Source organism: Isoptericola croceus (assembly GCF_029382255.1).
Classification (GTDB): domain Bacteria; phylum Actinomycetota; class Actinomycetes; order Actinomycetales; family Cellulomonadaceae; genus Isoptericola; species Isoptericola croceus.
Genome location: NZ_JARLLG010000014.1, coordinates 42,717 through 58,991 on the forward strand (window position 1 = coordinate 42,717; position 16,275 = coordinate 58,991).

14 protein-coding genes are annotated in these 16,275 nt (G+C 73.4%); 8 read left to right on the forward strand and 6 right to left on the reverse strand.

The window, feature by feature from the left end; genetic code table 11:
- The first annotated feature begins 6 nt into the window (after positions 1–6).
- On the forward strand, positions 7–1,692 hold the full coding sequence (locus PZC42_RS19975; protein ID WP_277213712.1) for an alpha-amylase family protein: 1,686 nt from the start codon (positions 7–9) through the stop codon (positions 1,690–1,692).
- A 5-nt stretch (positions 1,693–1,697) separates the two neighbouring features.
- Here the strand turns inward: PZC42_RS19975 and zapE are convergent, their stop codons facing one another.
- Complete coding sequence (gene zapE, locus PZC42_RS19980; protein WP_438802976.1) at positions 1,698–2,792, reverse strand: cell division protein ZapE; 1,095 nt, start codon at positions 2,790–2,792, stop codon at positions 1,698–1,700.
- A 38-nt stretch (positions 2,793–2,830) separates the two neighbouring features.
- On the opposite strand from zapE, the gene PZC42_RS19985 reads away from it, so the two are divergent.
- Together PZC42_RS19985 and PZC42_RS19990 are read left to right on the forward strand one after the other, a co-directional pair.
- Positions 2,831–3,634, forward strand: a complete 804-nt coding sequence (locus tag PZC42_RS19985; RefSeq protein WP_277213713.1) for a dihydrofolate reductase family protein — start codon at positions 2,831–2,833, stop codon at positions 3,632–3,634.
- A gap of 9 nt (positions 3,635–3,643) precedes the next feature.
- On the forward strand, positions 3,644–4,135 hold the full coding sequence (locus tag PZC42_RS19990) for a hypothetical protein (RefSeq protein WP_277213715.1): 492 nt from the start codon (positions 3,644–3,646) through the stop codon (positions 4,133–4,135).
- Here PZC42_RS19990 and cuyB read toward each other — a convergent pair.
- The 4 genes from cuyB to gnd are packed head-to-tail and all read right to left on the reverse strand — an operon-like array spanning position 4,108 to position 8,960.
- Positions 4,108–4,893, reverse strand: a complete 786-nt coding sequence (gene cuyB / locus PZC42_RS19995) for a cysteate racemase (protein ID WP_277213717.1) — start codon at positions 4,891–4,893, stop codon at positions 4,108–4,110. The two genes, PZC42_RS19990 and cuyB, sit on opposite strands and share 28 nt — an antisense overlap.
- A complete protein-coding gene (locus PZC42_RS20000) occupies positions 4,890–6,173 on the reverse strand; it encodes a carboxylate--amine ligase (RefSeq protein ID WP_277213719.1) in 1,284 nt (427 codons plus the stop codon). The genes cuyB and PZC42_RS20000 overlap by 4 nt, the downstream gene beginning before the upstream one ends.
- Positions 6,170–7,504: a carboxylate--amine ligase gene (locus tag PZC42_RS20005; protein ID WP_277213721.1), complete on the reverse strand. Its 1,335-nt coding sequence runs from the start codon at positions 7,502–7,504 to the stop codon at positions 6,170–6,172. Before PZC42_RS20005 ends, PZC42_RS20000 begins: the two co-directional genes overlap by 4 nt.
- A gap of 7 nt (positions 7,505–7,511) precedes the next feature.
- Positions 7,512–8,960, reverse strand: coding sequence for an NADP-dependent phosphogluconate dehydrogenase (gnd, locus tag PZC42_RS20010; protein WP_277213723.1), 1,449 nt, complete (start codon positions 8,958–8,960; stop codon positions 7,512–7,514).
- 142 nt (positions 8,961–9,102) lie between these two features.
- On the opposite strand from gnd, the gene PZC42_RS20015 reads away from it, so the two are divergent.
- The 5 genes from PZC42_RS20015 (at position 9,103) to PZC42_RS20035 (ending at position 15,314) form a co-directional block, all read left to right on the forward strand.
- On the forward strand, positions 9,103–9,684 hold the full coding sequence (locus PZC42_RS20015; protein ID WP_277213725.1) for a DUF3000 domain-containing protein: 582 nt from the start codon (positions 9,103–9,105) through the stop codon (positions 9,682–9,684).
- Positions 9,681–10,916, forward strand: coding sequence for an HRDC domain-containing protein (locus PZC42_RS20020; protein ID WP_277213726.1), 1,236 nt, complete (start codon positions 9,681–9,683; stop codon positions 10,914–10,916). Before PZC42_RS20015 ends, PZC42_RS20020 begins: the two co-directional genes overlap by 4 nt.
- A 182-nt stretch (positions 10,917–11,098) precedes the next feature.
- Positions 11,099–12,370, forward strand: coding sequence for a thiolase family protein (locus PZC42_RS20025; RefSeq protein WP_277213728.1), 1,272 nt, complete (start codon positions 11,099–11,101; stop codon positions 12,368–12,370).
- Positions 12,371–12,375: 5 nt separating this feature from the next.
- Positions 12,376–14,532 (forward strand): 3-hydroxyacyl-CoA dehydrogenase NAD-binding domain-containing protein, encoded by a 2,157-nt coding sequence (locus tag PZC42_RS20030; protein WP_277213730.1) that lies wholly within the window; start codon positions 12,376–12,378, stop codon positions 14,530–14,532.
- Between the two features lie 152 nt (positions 14,533–14,684).
- The gene (locus PZC42_RS20035) at positions 14,685–15,314 is read left to right on the forward strand and encodes an MSMEG_1061 family FMN-dependent PPOX-type flavoprotein (protein WP_277213732.1); all 630 of its coding nucleotides are present in this window, start codon (positions 14,685–14,687) and stop codon (positions 15,312–15,314) included.
- 125 nt (positions 15,315–15,439) lie between these two features.
- On the opposite strand, the gene PZC42_RS20040 is transcribed toward PZC42_RS20035, so the two are convergent.
- The gene (locus PZC42_RS20040; RefSeq protein ID WP_277213733.1) at positions 15,440–16,099 is read right to left on the reverse strand and encodes an HAD family hydrolase; all 660 of its coding nucleotides are present in this window, start codon (positions 16,097–16,099) and stop codon (positions 15,440–15,442) included.
- Positions 16,100–16,275 lie beyond the last annotated feature (176 nt).

Consider the following 16,275-nt stretch of genomic DNA (forward strand, 5'->3'; position numbering starts at 1 on the left):
TCGGGCGTGACCGCAGCCGATCCTCCCGACGAGGCGGCCTTCGCTCCCGGTACCCGTGCACCGCAGCCGCGGACGAGGGAACGCTGGCCGGGGCGTCGACCATTCGTCTGGGCGCCCCGGGCACACACCGTCGAGGTGGTGCTCCCCCGGCCGGACGGTCCCCCAGAACGCCGCCCGATGCGGCTCGTGGGCGCCCACGAGCCGGGGTACTGGCGCGCCGACGACCACCTCGCCCCCGGGACCGACTACGCCTTCTCGGTGGACGGCGGACCCGCGCTGCCGGACCCGTGCAGCACGCTCCTGCCACAGGGCCTGCACGGACCGAGCCGCGTCCTGGACGAGGACTTCACGTGGCACGACCACGCCTGGCGCGGAGCCGACCTCGGCCGCGGGGTGCTGCTGCACGTCGACGTCGCGACCTTCACGACCGAAGGCACGCTCGACGCCGCGGCCGCGCTGCTTCCCCAGCTCGCGCGTCTCGGCGTCGACGGCGTGGAGCTCGCACCCGTGGCCGCCTTCGACCAGCGAGCCGGCCCCGAGGCGGGCGTGCGGATCTTCGCGGTCCACGAACCCTACGGGGGCCCGTACGCACTCCAGCGATTCGTCGACGCCGCGCACCAGGCGGGGCTGGCGGTCGTGCTCGACCTGCCGCACCGCTGGGCCGCCGCCGACGCACTCGGACTGCACGCCTTCGGCCCCTACGCCGCAGGTTCACGCCTCGGCCCGCGCGCCGACGCGCCCGGCGACGACGACGCCCCCCGCATCAACCTCGACGCGTCCGGCAGCCGCGGGGCACGCGACTTCCTGATCGCCGACGCGCGTCGCTGGCTGGACGAGTACCACGTCGACGGCCTGCTCCTCGACGTCGAGGCACTCGTCGATCGTTCCGCGGTGCCGTTCCTCGCTGAGCTCGCCGACATGGCCCACGACATCGGTGCGCAGTCCGGCCGGCCGCGCACCCTGCTCGCGGACGGACCGGGCCGCAGCGACCGGCTCACGACCGCGGTCCACCAGATCCTGGCGCAACGAGGCCGGGCGGCGTCCGTCGACGTCCTGCGCCACCTGGCCGACTCGGTGTTCCCACCCGGCACCACGCCGACGCGCCCTCCGTCGGCACGTCGCCGTGCCGACCGGGCGACGGCACGTTCGGCCTCCGCGCTCGTCGGCGACCTCACGCGGCTCCCGGCCGCCGCCCGGACGGTGCCCTGGTCGCACCTCCAGGACGCGCCCGCCGTGGCGCGCACCCCCGCAGCGGACGGCACCGGCATCGACGACCGGGCCGCGCTGCTCGCCTTCGCCATCCTCGTCGGCACCCCGCTCGTCCTCGACACCGAGCACGTCCCGGTGTCGGAGCACGATGCCGGGGCGGAACGGCTCGTGGGCTGGGCCCGGCACCTGCTGACGCTGCGCCCCTCGTCGCTCGCGGACCTGGCCCAGCCCGTCGAGCTGAGCTCCGGCCCCGGGGTGCTGGTCGCTCGCCGGGGCAGCAGCGCGCTGGCGCTCGTCACCGCGCTCGATCCCGTCGAGATCGAGCTGGAGCGCCACCTCACCACCCCGGCGAGCTCGTGGCGGATCGCCGCGTCCTGGGACCGCGCCGGGACGCACCTGCTCGCCGACAGGCTGCAGGTCCCCGGCCGCGCCGTCGTGGTGCTCCGGACCGACTCCGAACCGACAGGTGACGAACGCGGCTGACCGACTCAGACGTCGGTCAGGCGACGCCCCTCCTGCGCGAGCGCGCCGAGCCGGGACAGGGCCCGGAAGTACTTCTTGCGATAGCCGCCGCGGAGCATCTCGTCGGTGAACAGCGCTCGCTGGCCGGACCCGTCGATCCCCGCCAGCAGCACCGGGACGTCCCGGTCGTACAGGCGGTCGACGAGGACGACGAAGCGCAGTGCCACCTCCTGGCGGGTGACCGGTCGGACGCCGGTCAGCGCGACGAGCTCGACGCCGTCGAGCAACGCGCCGTACCGGCTGGGGTGCACGGTGGCCAGGTGCGCGAGCAGGTCCTCGAAATCGTCGAGCACCGATCCTGGCCTCGCCTCGACGGCCGCACGCACCGCTGCACCGGGCACCGGATCGGCGTCCGTGACCACGGAGCGATGGCGGTAGTCCTCGCCGTCGACCCGGAGCACCTCGAAGCGTTCCGCGAGCGCCTGGATCTCCCGCAGGAAGTCCTCGGCGGCGAACCGGCCCTCCCCGAGAGCGTCGGGCAGCGTGTTCGACGTCGCAGCGAGCGCGACGCCGCGGTCGGCGAGCTCGCGCAGCAGGCGAGACATCAGCACCGTGTCGCCCGGGTCGTCCAGCTCGAACTCGTCGATGCAGACCAGCCTGCGCGTGGCCAGGGCGTCGACGGTGGGCAGGAAGCCGAGCGCACCCACCAGGTTGGTGTACTCCACGAACGTGCCGTACGCGGCGCTGCCCTCCCCGCACGCCTCGGTCACGGCGTGCGCGAGCGACGTCAGCAGGTGAGTCTTGCCGACGCCGAACCCACCGTCCATGTAGACCGCCGGGGCCGTCCGACGGCGTCCGAGCAGGGCGCGCAGCCCGGTGGGCGCCGGAGCGGCGATCGTGGCGGCGACCTCCTCGAGCCGCGCGCGCGTGGTGGCCTGGCTCGGGTGCTCGGGGTTCGCACGGTAGGTGGCGAAGCGCGCGCCGTCGAAGTGCCGCGGAGGGACGAGATCCGTCAGGAGGCGGCGCGGCGACACGGAGGGCCGCACCGACACCAGGGACCCCGGAGCCTGGTCGGCATCGCGAGACGTGGCACGGTGGGCCGAGGACTGGACTGCGGTCACGATCCTCCAGCCTACGTGCGCCACGTACGCTGACCGCTGTGAGTTCCGACACCCCACCGCTGCACATGCTCCTGCCCGCCCCGGAGGTCCTGGCACCCGACCCGTCCGAGCAGCGGCTGGCCACGATCTACGCACCGCCGGCACGTCGGCACGTGCGGGTGAACATGGTCTCCAGCGTCGACGGTGGGGCGTGGGGGGACGACGGCCGTTCGGGCTCCATCAACGACGAGGCCGACTGGCGGGTGTTCCGGGTGCTGCGCGCCCTGGCGGACGTCGTCCTCGTGGGTGCCGGCACCGCACGCGCCGAGGCCTACACCGCGCTGGACCGACCTCGCGGGCTCGCCCACCTCGCACCCGGGCCGCTCGAGCTCGCCCTCGTCACGCGGAGCGGACGGGTCCCCGGCACCGTGCTGGACGGGCCGCGTCTCCCCTGGGTCCTGACCGGCAGCACGGGTGCCGAGGCGGCTGCCGCGGCGGTCGGCGCCGACCGTGTCGTCGTGGCCGACGACGACGGAACGGTCGACCTGGCGGCCGGCGTCGCCGCGCTCGCCGAGCGTGGGATGGGCCGGGTCCTGTGCGAGGGCGGGCCGCACCTGCTCGCGACGATGCTCGGGGCGGGGCTCGTCGACGAGCTGTGCCTCACGACCGCGCCACAGCTCGTCGGCGCAGGGCCGGGACGGATCGTCGCCGACGGGCAGCAGGACGGCGACCTTCCGGTGCGACCGCCCCGGCCCGCGCGGCTCGCGCACCTGCTCGCGGCGCCGTCGGGCACCCTCCTCGCCCGCTGGGACCTGCGGCACCGAGCGGCCGCCGGCTGGGCACCGACCACCACGGTGCCGTAGGTTGCTGGCATGCCTGACGCACCCTGGACCGTCGTGGTCCTGACCGAAGACGCGCTCACCTCGGCCGACGTCGAGCACATCACGTCCCTGCACCCGGACGAGGACGTCGCCTACCGGGTGCTCGTGCCCGCGGACACCGAGCACAACGTGGTGGCCTCCGTGCTGGACCACCTCGGGATGCTCGAGCTGCGCGCGGCCTGGGACGATCTCCTCGGGCGCGAGCCGAACCCGGAGCAGGCCACGACGACGGCCGCCGAACAGGTCGTCGAGTCCGTCGAGCTGCTGCGCGCGGCCGGGGTCACGGCGCAGGGCGAGGTCACGCAGGACGATCCGCTGCCGGCCCTGCGGGCGGCCGTCGCGACCGGTGCGCAGGAGATCGTCGTCGTCACCTACCCGCACGCCGTGGAGGACACCTTCCACACCGACTGGGCCTCGAAGGCCCGCGACACGCTGCAGGTGCCGGTGCTGCACCTCTACGCGGGCACGTCCGAGCTCGGCTGAGCGGTGCCGCCGGAGGGCCGGCGCACGCGATGACCGGCGCGGGTGATCGTCGCCCGCACGAGCTCGTCCATCGAGTCCAGGAACGGTGGCTCGTCGAGCAGCTGGTGGTCGACCGCGGCGACCGACAGCTCGGTGCACCCGAGCACGACGACCCCGGCCCCCCGCGCGGCCAACCGTGCGGCCACGGCACGCAGGGCGTCCGCGTCCGCCGGCCGACCCGCCTTCACCTGGTCGTAGATGACGGCGTTGACACGGGCCTGGTCCTCCGCCGACGGGGTCACGACCTCGATCCCGTGGGCGGCGAAGGCGTCGGCGTACACCCCCGAGGCGACCGTCCCGGCGGTGGCCAGCAGGCCGACCTTCGTCAGCCCCGGCTCCCGGCGCCGCGCGGCCGCCACCGTGACGTCCACGATGGAGACGAACGGCACGGTGATGGCGTCGATCACCTGCTGGGTGAAGTAGTGCGCCGTGTTGCACGGCATCACCAGGAAGCTCACGCCGAAGCGCTCGAGCCGACGGGCGTCGCGCGCGAGGACGGGCCCCGGGTCGAGCGTCGAGCGGCCGAGGACGAATTCCGTGCGGTCCGGCACCGTCGCGTGGTTGAGCACCACGAGGTCCACGTGGTCCTGGTCGCGCTCGGCGTCGGTGAGCTGCACGACCCGCTGCAGGAAGTAGGCCGTGGCGAGGGGGCCGACGCCGCCGATCACACCGACCGGCGGCGCCTGGCCCTCCTCGTCCCCGACGACGGCGTCGCTCACGCCGAGCCCTTCCACGCCAGGCGTCGCGCCTCGGCCAGCGGGTAGTGACGGCCGTACTTGCGCCACTGGTTGAGCTGGGCGACGCACAGGTAGGCGAGGCGACGCGGGTCGGTCTCGGCCCGGTACCACAACGGGTTGGTGGACCGACGCCGCCAGGCGAGCCGTCGTGCCTCGGCACGCACGTCACCGTCGAGCACGTACCGCCGCAGGAGAGGTCCGGGCAGGACGGTGTACAGGCTGCGGGCCTCGAGCTCACCGGTCGGTGACAGCGGTACCTCCGGCCCGAGCACGGCGCGCGGGTCCGGGTCGAGCCCTCGCAGGTGCTCGTGCACGGAGAACTTCACCGCGTGCGCCCCGGCGGCCGCGATGTAGAAGTTCGACCGGCCCAGGCGCGGGTTGAGCTCGAAGAAGACGTACCGCCCGTCGCGCGGGTCGTACTTCAGGTCGAAGTTGGCGAAGCCCGTCCAGCCCACGTGCTCCAGCAGACGCGTGGCCTGCTCGACGACCTCGGGCTGCACCTGGGTGATGATGCCGGCCGGGTTCCCGAGCGCCCCGGGCGTGTGCTCCTCGAGGAGCACGTGGCCGAACGCGGAGAACCGCACCTTGCCGTCCGTGTCGGAGTAGCAGGTGAGGATCCGCATGCCCGAGTCGTCACCGGGGATGTAGTCCTGGATGACGAACGACCCGGTGTACCCGGCGCCACGCACCCGCTCCAGCAGCGCCACCAGCTCGGCGCGGGTCTCGACGAGGAAGACCTTCTTCTTCCCGGCGAACTCGACGTCGTGGTACGCGGCGGTGCTCGCGGCCTTGGCGATGACGGGGAACGTCAGGCCGGACGTGTCGGGCTCGCCGCCGGCCGCGACGTCATGGACGACGGTGGTGGGGTGGGCGATGCCGAGCTCGGCGCACAGGTCGCCGAACCCCTCCTTGTCGGTGAGCCGCAGGAGCAGGTCGGCGCCGACGTACGGGACCGTGTAGAGGTCCTCGAGGCGGTCCCGGTTCTCCACGAGCGTGCGCACGAGCCAGTCGGCGGAACCCATGACGATGAGATCGGCGTCGGTGTGCTGCGCGGCGATCTCGCGCAGGCGCGCCACGATGGCGTCCGGGTCGTCGATGCGCGGCTCGGCGACGTGGTGCAGGATCCGCGAGTGCCGCACCAGCCCGGTGGACATCCCCGAGACGACGACCGGCTTGACGCCGTAGGCCTCGTGGAACGTGCGGGCCAGCGAGTAGGCCCCGATGTCGCCACCGAGGACGACGGGCTGCAGCCGGCGGTTCATCGGACCCTCCGTCCGGCCGAGGGCCGCGACGCGACGGCTCGCTGCGCGGCCGCGAAGTTGGCCTTCAGCGCGCTGGCCGGGTAGTAGCGCCGGTACTTGCGCACGTGGTTGACCAGAGCGGTCAGCACGTACAGCCGGCGGCGCGGGCTGGCGTCGGCGGAGTACCGCAGCGGGTGCACGGTCCGGCCGGTGCGCATCAGCCCGACGACCCGGGCGCGCAGGCCCTCGTCGAGCACGTACCGGCGCAGCAGCCGGTGCGGCACGACGGCGTAGAGCACCTCGCGCTGAGCGGTGACGCGCTCCCGGTGCTGTCCGTGGATCACGTCGTCCACCAGCACCTCGGTCGGGTTCTGCCCGCCCGCGGTGAGGTAGTAGTTGTTCCGGCCGATGCGCGGGTTCTGCTCGAAGAACTTGTAGACGCCGTCACGGGGGTCGAGCTTGACGTCGAAGTTCGCGAAGCCTCGCCATCCGGTGTGCTCGCAGATCCGCTGGGCGGCGTCGAGGATCTCATCGATCGGCTCGACGATCATCGCGGACGGGTTGCCGCGCGCCGCGGGCGTGCGCTCCTCGAGCAGCACCTGTGCCGAGCAGCGCAGCGTGACGCGGCCGGAGGTGTCGGAGTAGGTGGTGACCGAGCGCATCTGCGTGTCGTCGCCCGGGATCATCTCCTGGACGAGGAAGCGGCCGCGGAACCCCGCACCGCGCAGCGACGACCAGAGCTGGTCGAGCTCGTCGGGCGAGGCGATCTCGTAGATCTTCTTCTTCCCCGCGAACCGCGCCTCGTGGTAGTCCGCGCTGGAGGCGGGCTTGGCGATCACCGGGTAGTCGAAGGCGACGGGCTCGGGCCGCCAGCCGTCGTCGGCAGCCGTGGCGAAGTCCTGGATCACGGTGTCGGGCGTCGGGATGCCGAGCTCGGTGCACACCGCCGAGAACTCCGCCTTGTCGCAGATCCGGTCGATCAGGTCGACGTCGGCGTACGGCAGGACGTACCCGGCGGTCTCGAGCACCGTGCGGTGGTGGGCGAGGATCCGCACGACCCAGTCCATGTTCGACTGCAGCAGCATCGGTTCGCGGTGGCCGGCGGCGCGGCGCTCGGTGGCCACGCGCTCCAGCGTCGCGACGATCTCGGCCGGCGCGGTGCCCGACAGCACCGTGTCGATGAGCTGCGAGTGCGCGATGGGGCCGGGCTCGGCGAAGGCCACCACCGTGGTCCGCAGCCCGAACTGCTCGTGGAAGGAACGGGTCAGGCCGTACACGCCGATGTCGGACCCGACGATCACGGGATGGAACCCGGGGCTGGTGGCCCCGGGTCCCGCAAGGGAGCTGGTCACGAGGGTGTCAGGCCTCCTGCTCGGTGCGGTCCGCGGACCACTGGGTGTGGAAGGTGCCGTCGCGGTCGGTGCGGCGGTAGGTGTGCGCGCCGAAGAAGTCGCGCTGCGCCTGGATCAGCGCCGCCGGCAGCCGCTCAGCCCGCACGCCGTCGTAGTAGGCGAGCGAGGAGCTGAACGCCGGCGTCGGCACGCCGTTCTGGGCCGCACCTGCGACGACGCGCCGCCATGCCGCGAGGCCGTTGCCGACCGCGTTCGTGAAGTACTCGTCGGCGAGCAGCAGCGGGAGGTTCGCGTCGCGCTCGTACGCCTCGGTGATCCGGTTGAGGAACCGGGCACGGATGATGCAGCCGCCGCGCCAGATGCGGGCCATCGCACCGCGGTCGATGTCCCAGCCGTTCTCGGCGGAGGCCGCCGCGATCTGGTCGAAGCCCTGCGAGTAGGCCACGACCTTCGAGGCGTACAGGGCCAGGCGCACGTCCTCCACGAAACGGGCACGGGACGCGTCGTCGGCGCCGACGTCCCAGCTCTGCGTGTGGGCGGGCAGCGCGGCGCGTCCCGCCTCGCGCTGCGGCACCGACCCGGACAGCGCCCGGGCGAAGGTCGCCTCGGCGATGCCCGTGATCGGGACACCCAGGTCGAGGCCGTTCTGCACGGTCCAGCGCCCGGTGCCCTTCTGCTCGGCCTGGTCCAGGACGATGTCGACGAACGCCGAGCCGGTCTCGGCGTCCACGTGCTGCAGCACGTCGGCCGTGATCTCGATGAGGAAGGACTCGAGGTCGCCGGAGTTCCACTCGGCGAAGATCTGGCCGATCTCGGCGGCCGAGGCCCCGAGGCCCTGCTTGAGCAGGTCGTACGCCTCGGCGATGAGCTGCATGTCGGCGTACTCGATGCCGTTGTGCACCATCTTGACGAAGTGGCCGGCGCCGTTCGGGCCCACGTAGGTGCAGCACGGGGTGCCGTCGACCTTCGCGGAGATCGCCTCGAGGATCGGGCCGAGCGACTCGTAGGACTCGCGCGTGCCGCCGGGCATGATCGAGGGGCCGAGCAGTGCGCCCTCCTCGCCGCCCGAGACGCCGGTCCCCACGAAGTGCAGGCCGCGGGCCCGCAGCGCCTCCTCGCGACGGATCGTGTCGGGGAAGTGGGCGTTGCCGGCGTCGACGACGATGTCACCCTCGGACAGCAGCGGGAGCAGCTCGTCGATGACGGCGTCGGTCGCGGCGCCCGCCTTGACCATGATGACGACCTTGCGCGGACGCTCGAGCGAGGCGACGAAGTCGGCCATCGACTCCGACGGCACGAAGTCGCCCTCGTGGCCCGCCTCCTCGACCAGGGACTGCGTCTTGGCGTAGCTGCGGTTGTGCACGGCCACGGTGTAGCCGTGGCGGGCGAAGTTGCGCGCGAGGTTGCGGCCCATCACCGCGAGTCCGGTGACGCCGATCTGGGCACGTGCTGTCATCGATTCCTGCTTCCTCGTGAAGATCGTGTCCGGGCGTCTCGTCTCGCCCGCCCGGGAGGCCGCGACCAGCCTAGTCGTCCCCGTCACGCGACACGCCCACGTGCCGGGATCCGGACACCGGCGGCCGTCGTACGGTGGTCTGGTGAGCGGAACCCGGCGTGAGGTGCCCGAACGGTTCGCGGCCGCCCTGGAGTCGCTGCGCGGTCGTCGCCTGCGGCCGGAGGTCCGGCTCGTCGAGATCCCCGGCCCGCAGCGGGTGGCCCCCTTCTCCCTGGCCCTCGAGGGCGAGGTGATGGTCGACGACGACGAGATCGCCACGGGCCGGTTCGTCGGCCTGCACGACCCGGACGGTCAGGAGGCGTGGCGCGGCGACTTCCGGGTCGTGACGCTGGTGCGCACCCGGCTCGAGGCCGAGCTCGCGACCGAGGAGATGCTCGGTGACGTCGCCTGGACGTGGGTGACCGAGAACCTCGAGACCGCCGGGGTCGGTGCGGTGGCGGCCGGCGGGACGGTCACCCGGGTGCTCTCGCAGAGCTATGGCGAGCTCGCCGCCACGCCTGCTGCCGTCGACCTCGAGATCCGGGCGTCGTGGACCCCCACGGACACCGATCTCGGCGCGCACCTGGAGGTCTGGGCGGACCTCATGTCGACGGCGGGAGGGCTGCCCCCGCTGCCGGACGGCGTGACGGCGCTCGACGTGCGGCGCCGTACCGTAGGCCCATGAGCGCTGCCCTCCCCGCCGATGCCGCCGACGACGTCGAGATCGCCCCGCTGACCGAACCGGCCGACGGCGTGGGTCGCGTGGTGGACACCCCCGCGGCGTTCGAGCGCGTCGTGGCGGCCTTCGCGGCCGGGTCCGGGCCGGTGGCCGCGGATGCGGAGCGAGCGTCCGGCTACCGCTACGGCCAGGCCACCTACCTGGTCCAGGTCCGCCGCGAGGGTGCGGGCACCGCACTGATCGATCCGGTGCCGCTGCCGGACCTCTCCGCCCTGGGCGACGCCGTCGGTGCCGCCGAGTGGGTGCTGCACGCCGCCTCGCAGGACCTGCCCGGGCTCGCCGAGCACGGGCTGCGGCCCGCGCGGGTGTTCGACACCGAGCTCGCCGCCCGGCTCCTCGGGATGCCGCGGGTGGGCCTCGCAGCGGTCGTGGCGGACACGCTGGGCCTGGGGCTGGCCAAGGAGCACTCGGCCGTGGACTGGTCGACGCGACCGCTGCCGGAGGACTGGCTGCGCTACGCCGCGCTGGACGTCGAGGTGCTCGTGGACGTCCGGGACGTCCTCGCGGCGCGCCTCGCGGACGCCGGCAAGAGCGAGTGGGCAGCCCAGGAGTTCGAGCACGTCCGCACCCTGCCTCCCCCCGCGCCGCGCGTGGAGCCTTGGCGTCGCACCTCGGGCACCCACACGGTCAAGGGCCGCCGGCGCCTCGCCGTCGTCCGTGGGCTCTGGGAGGCCCGGGAGGCCAACGCCCGGCAGCGCGACGTCTCCCCCGGCCGGGTCCTGCCGGACCGCGCGATCATCGCGGCCGCCAAGGCGCTGCCGCGCAGCGTGCCGCAGCTGGTGGCCCTGCCGGAGTTCGCGACGAAGGGTGCCCGACGGCGGGCGGCGGCCTGGCAGCACGCGATCGACGCCGCGCTCGCCCTCGACGAGGACGCGCTGCCCTCGACACGCGGTCCCCGCACGGACGCCCCGCCCCCGCCGCGCACCTGGGGCGACCGAGACCCGGTCGCAGCGCGCCGGCTCGCCGCGGCGCGCGAGATCGTGTCGCAGCTTGCCGACGAGCACGCCGTCCCGGCGGAGAACCTCCTGCAGCCGGATGCGCTGCGGCGCGTGTGCTGGACTCCTCCCGAGCCGACCGGCGCGGCGGAGATCGCCGAGTTCCTCCGTGACCGCCGGGCTCGCGAGTGGCAGGTGAAGCTGGTGGCCGAACGGCTGGCCGAGGCTTTCGCCACCGCCTGACGGATGCCCCAGGGGTGCTCGTCGAGCAGCGGGAAGCCCTGATACCGGGTCTCAGATGGTCTATGCTGTTCCCGGTACCCGCGGTAGCGTGTACCTGAGCCCCCGGAGCGACCCTCCGCCGGCTCTGAGCGACGATGCTCCCGGCACCGTCGGAACCGACCACCGCAACGGACGGAGCTGCCATGACCGTGGCCACCCAGGCCCCCGGCACGACCCGCGACCCAGCCCGACGCGCGCTGCGCGACGTCGTCTTCGTCGAGGGCGTGCGCACCCCCTTCGGCAAGGCCCGACCCGACGGTCTCCTCGCCGAGACCCGCGCCGACGACCTGGTCGTCAAGGCCCTGCGCGAGCTGCTCCGTCGACACCCCGGGCTCCCCCTCGAGCGGATCGACGAGGTCGCGATCGCGGCGACCACCCAGCAGGGCGACCAGGGGCTCACCCTCGGCCGCACGGTGGGCCTCCTGGCCGGCCTGCCGCACTCGGTGCCCGGGTACGCGATCGACCGGATGTGCGCCGGAGCGATGACCGCGGTGACGGCCACGTCCTCGAGCATCGCCGTCGGGGCGGCGGACGTCGTCGTCGCCGGCGGGGTGGAGCACATGGGCCGCCACCCGATGGGCCTCGACGCCGACCCCAACCCCCGGTTCCTCGCCGAGAAGCTGGTCGACCCCGCGGCGCTCAACATGGGCGTCACCGCGGAGAACCTGCACGACAAGTTCCCGCACCTGACCAAGGAGCGGGCCGACGCGTACGCGGTCGACACCCAGGCCAAGTACGCCAAGGCCGTGGCGAACGGCGACATCGGGCCCGAGATCGTGCCCGTCGCCGTCCGCTCGGCCGAGCAGGGCTGGGGCCTGGCCACCACCGACGAGCTCCCCCGTCCCGGCACCACCGTCGAGGGCATCGCCGAGCTCAAGACCCCGTTCCGTCCCGGCGGCCGCGTCACGGCCGGCAACGCCTCGCCGCTCACGGACGGCGCCACCGTCTCGCTGCTCGCGGCGGGCGAGACCGCCGACGAGCTGGGCCTGCCCGCCGCCATGCGCCTGGTCTCCTACGCCTTCGCCGGCGTCCCGGCCGAGATCATGGGCTACGGCCCCGTACCGGCGACCGACAAGGCGCTCGCCCAGGCAGGCCTGAGCATCGACGACATCGGCCTGTTCGAGATCAACGAGGCGTTCGCCGTCCAGGTGCTCAGCTTCCTGGACCACTACGGCATCGCTGACGACGACGAGCGCGTCAACCGCTACGGCGGCGCGATCGCGGTCGGCCACCCCCTGGCCGGCTCGGGCGTACGACTCATGACCCAGCTCGCCCGGCAGTTCGCCCAGCACCCCGAGGTCCGCTACGGGATCACCACGATGTGCGTCGGACTCGGCCAGGGCGGCACCGTCGTCTGGGAGAACCCGCACCACGCCGACTACTCGGGCCACGTCCCGGCCACCACGGAGGGCTGAGCACCATGACCGAGAACACCCCGACCGAGAACTCCTCGGCGCGCGCCGAGCGCGTCACCCACTCCCTGGTCCGCGACGTGACACTGCCCGGCGACGGCGGCACGCTGGCGCTCGTCACCCTCGACAACGGGCTCGACCACACCAAGCCGAGCACCCTCGGCCCGCAGGGCATGGCGGAGCTCACGGCCGCGCTGACCACGTTGCAGTCGCGCGCCGCGGCCGGCGAGATCGCCGGCGTCGCCATCACCGGCAAGCCCTACTTCCTCGCGGCCGGGGCGGACCTGCTGCAGGTCTCGACGGTCACCTCGCACGACCAGGCGCTCGAGCTGGGTCGCGGCGGGCACGCCGCCTACGAGCTGCTGCACACCATGGGCGTACCGACGTTCGCGTTCGTCAACGGGCTCGCGCTCGGCGGCGGCCTCGAGGTGGCCCTGAACTGCGACTACCGCTCCGTCGCGTCCGACGCCGCCGCGCTCGGCCTGCCCGAGACCGGCCTCGGCCTCGTCCCGGGCTGGGGCGGCGCCTACCTCGTACCGCGCCTGGTCGGCATCGAGAAGGCCGTCGACGTGCTGCTCACCCGCCCGGCGGCGAACAAGCCGTTCAAGCCGGCCGAGGCGCTGGAGATCGGCCTCGTCGACGAGCTGTTCGAGGCCGCGGACTTCCTCGAGCGCTCGGTCGACTGGGCCGCCCGCGTGCTGCGCGGCGAGGTGACGCCCGCCCGGCGCGAGCTCGACCCGCAGCCCGTGTGGGACGCCGTCGTCCACGGCACCCGCGAGCGCCTCGACGCGCTGATCGCCGGGTCGCGGCCCGCGCCGTACCGAGCGCTGGACCTGCTCGCGCTGGGTCCCGACGTCACCCGGGCCGAGGCCTTCGCCGCCGAGGACGAGGCGCTGGCCGACCTCATCATGAGCGACGAGATGCGTGCGAGCGTCTACGCGTTCCAGCTCACCTCCGCCGGGAAGAAGCCGGCCGGCGCGCCGTCGAAGGACCTCGCCCGGCCCGTGACCCGGGTCGGCATCGTCGGGGCCGGGCTCATGGCCGCGCAGATCGCGCTGCTGGTCTCCCAGCGGCTCGGGGTGCCCGTGGTCATGCGCGACCTGGACACCGAGCGCGTCGAGAAGGGCCTGGGTTTCGTCAAGGCCACCGTGGACAAGCTCGTCGGTCGGGGCCGGATGAAGCCGGAGGTCGGGATGCGGATCGTCGCGAGCGTCTCGGGCACCACCGAGATCACCGACCTCGCCTCGTGCGACGTGGTGATCGAGGCGGTCACCGAGGTCATGGGCCTGAAGAAGAAGGTGTTCGCCGAGCTCGAGGAGATCGTCGGCGAGGACACGATCCTGGCGACCAACACCTCGGCGCTGTCGATCACCGAGATGGCCTCGGACCTGCGCCACCCGGAGCGCGTGGTGGGCATCCACTTCTTCAACCCGGTGGCTCAGATGCCGCTGGTCGAGGTGGTCCGTGCCGAGCGCACCTCCGACGAGGCGCTGGCCACGGCGTTCGCGATCACCAAGAAGCTGCGCAAGACGGCGGTGCTGGTCAAGGACCGCCCGGGGTTCGTCGTCAACCGGCTGCTCGTGCTCGTCATGGGCAAGGTCGTCGAGGCCGTCGAGAACGGCACGTCGGTCGAGGTGGCCGACTCCGCGCTCGCACCGCTGGGCTTCCCGATGCCGACGTTCGAGCTGTTCGACCTGGTGGGCCCCGCCGTCGGGCTGCACGTGCTGACCTCCCTGCGCGAGGACCTCGGCGAGCGGTTCCCCCGCTCCCCCGGTCTGGAGAAGATCGTCGCGGACGGCACGCGCGTGGTGCTCGACGCCCCGGCCCCCGGGCTGCACAAGCCCGTCGACCCCGCGATCCAGCCGGTGTTCGGCGAGGCGCTGCCCGCCGGCGCCGAGGGCCGTGCGGGCACCCCGGTGCTGGACGCCGCCGGGGTGCTGGACTCGGTGCTCACAGCGCTGACCGTGGAGATCGGGCACATGCTCTCCGAGGGCGTGGTGGCGGACCCGACCCAGATCGACCTGTGCATGATCCTGGGCGCCGGGTGGGGCTTCCACACCGGCGGCATCACGCCGTACCTGGACCGCACCGGGTACAGCGAGCGCGTCCTCGGGCGGCGCATCCTGCCCGACGGCGTCGCCAACGTCCCCGGGAACGTCGCCTGACAGCTGACACCTCCTCGCCCGGGGAGCACGCACGGTGGCCGGTCCCGACGTTGGGGGCCGGCCACCGGCGTCTCCACGCCGGCCTGCGCCACACTGCATCGCCGCACACCGATGACGTCGTCCTTGCGACCCGAGCAACTAGGCTGGCTGGCGTGAGCAGCCACGGAGGGACCCCCGTCAAGACCGTCGCCGAGCTCGAGGAGCACGTGGGAATCCCGCTCCCCCGCGTGCGCGACAAGGTGGACGACCGGCTGCGGGAGGACCACCGGCGATGGATCGCCGAGAGCCCGCTGTGCTTCCTCGCCACCGCCGACGCCGACGGTCGTGCCGACGTCTCGCCCAAGGGTGACCCCGCCGGATTCGTGCACGTGCTCGACGACGCCACGATCGCCGTCCCGGACAGGCCTGGCAACCGGCGAGTCGACGGGTTCCGCAACGTGCTCACCAACCCAGAGGTCGCCCTGGTCTTCGTCGTACCCGGCCGCGGTGACACGTTGCGCGTTAACGGCACCGCCCGGCTCCTGCGCGACGTGCCCTACGCGGAGCAGATGCAGGTCAAGGGGCACGTCCCGTCGCTCGTCCTGGAGGTGAGCGTCCGCGAGGTGTTCATGCACTGCGCCAAGGCATTCCTCCGCTCACGCACGTGGGACCCGGGGTCGTGGGCTCCGGATGCCGTCCCGCGGCGGGCCGTGCTGGCACATCGGCTGGAGTCGACCGACGTCCCGCTGGCCACGCTCGACGAGCACTACGGTCCGGCCTATGCCGAACGGCTCTACGGCTGAGTCCCGCGGGCCGGACCGGGCTGAAGCGTGAGGTTCGGTGACGCCGCCCGCTGCCGACGTCGTGGAACGTCCCCCGTCAGCCGGCCATGCGTGAAGCAGCGCTACGTCAGGCGGTCCCGACGGTCTCAGCGCCGGTGCGCCGGCGAGGCCGCGAGCGCCACGACGTCGCGGGTGGTCCCCGCCACGACGTCCGGCCGGCGGCCGCCCGACCACGCCCGGCCGTGGGACACCCACCCGGTGCGGGTGCCGGCGGCACGGCCGACCGCGACGTCGGCGTGGGCGGCGTCGCCGATCATCCAGACGTCGCGCCGGTCGACGTCGGCCGCCCCCAGCCGCTCCAGGGCGATCTCGACGATCTGCGGGTCGGGCTTGGCCACGCCCTCCTCCCCCGAGACGACGATCGCGTCGACGTGCGGCTCGACGTCGCAGCGGGCGATCTTGCCACGCTGCTGGGCGGGATCACCGTTGGTCACGACGCCGACGGCGTGACCGGCGCCGCGCAGCACGTCCAGCGCGTCGAGGACCGCGGGGTAGGCCTGCACGTGGTCGCGGATCCCGGCGCGGAAGTACTCGATGGTCGCCGCGACGTCGTCGGTCAGGCCGAGGCGCTCGATGACGACCCGTGCGAGGTCTGCCTTGCGGGAGAAGCCGCCGTCGTCGGCGGCGATGATCGCGGCGAGGTCCGCCCCGTCGCCTCCGTGGTCGGCGACGGCCTTGCTCGCCCAGGCCGCGAAGGCGGCGTCGCGGTCCACGAGGGTGTTGTCGAGGTCGAACAGCCAGATCACCCCCGTACGCTACCGACCCGGGTCCTGGTAGGGCGCGGCGGTCCGGAGTATGGTCGGAGCTGGGCGGCGCGTTCCGCCTCACCTCCGGACCGGCGCTCGCGCCGTCGGGACCACCGTGCCGAGCACGGCGGTGGGGGCAAAGGGGACCTCGTGTGCTCGACGCGTCGGCCAGGACG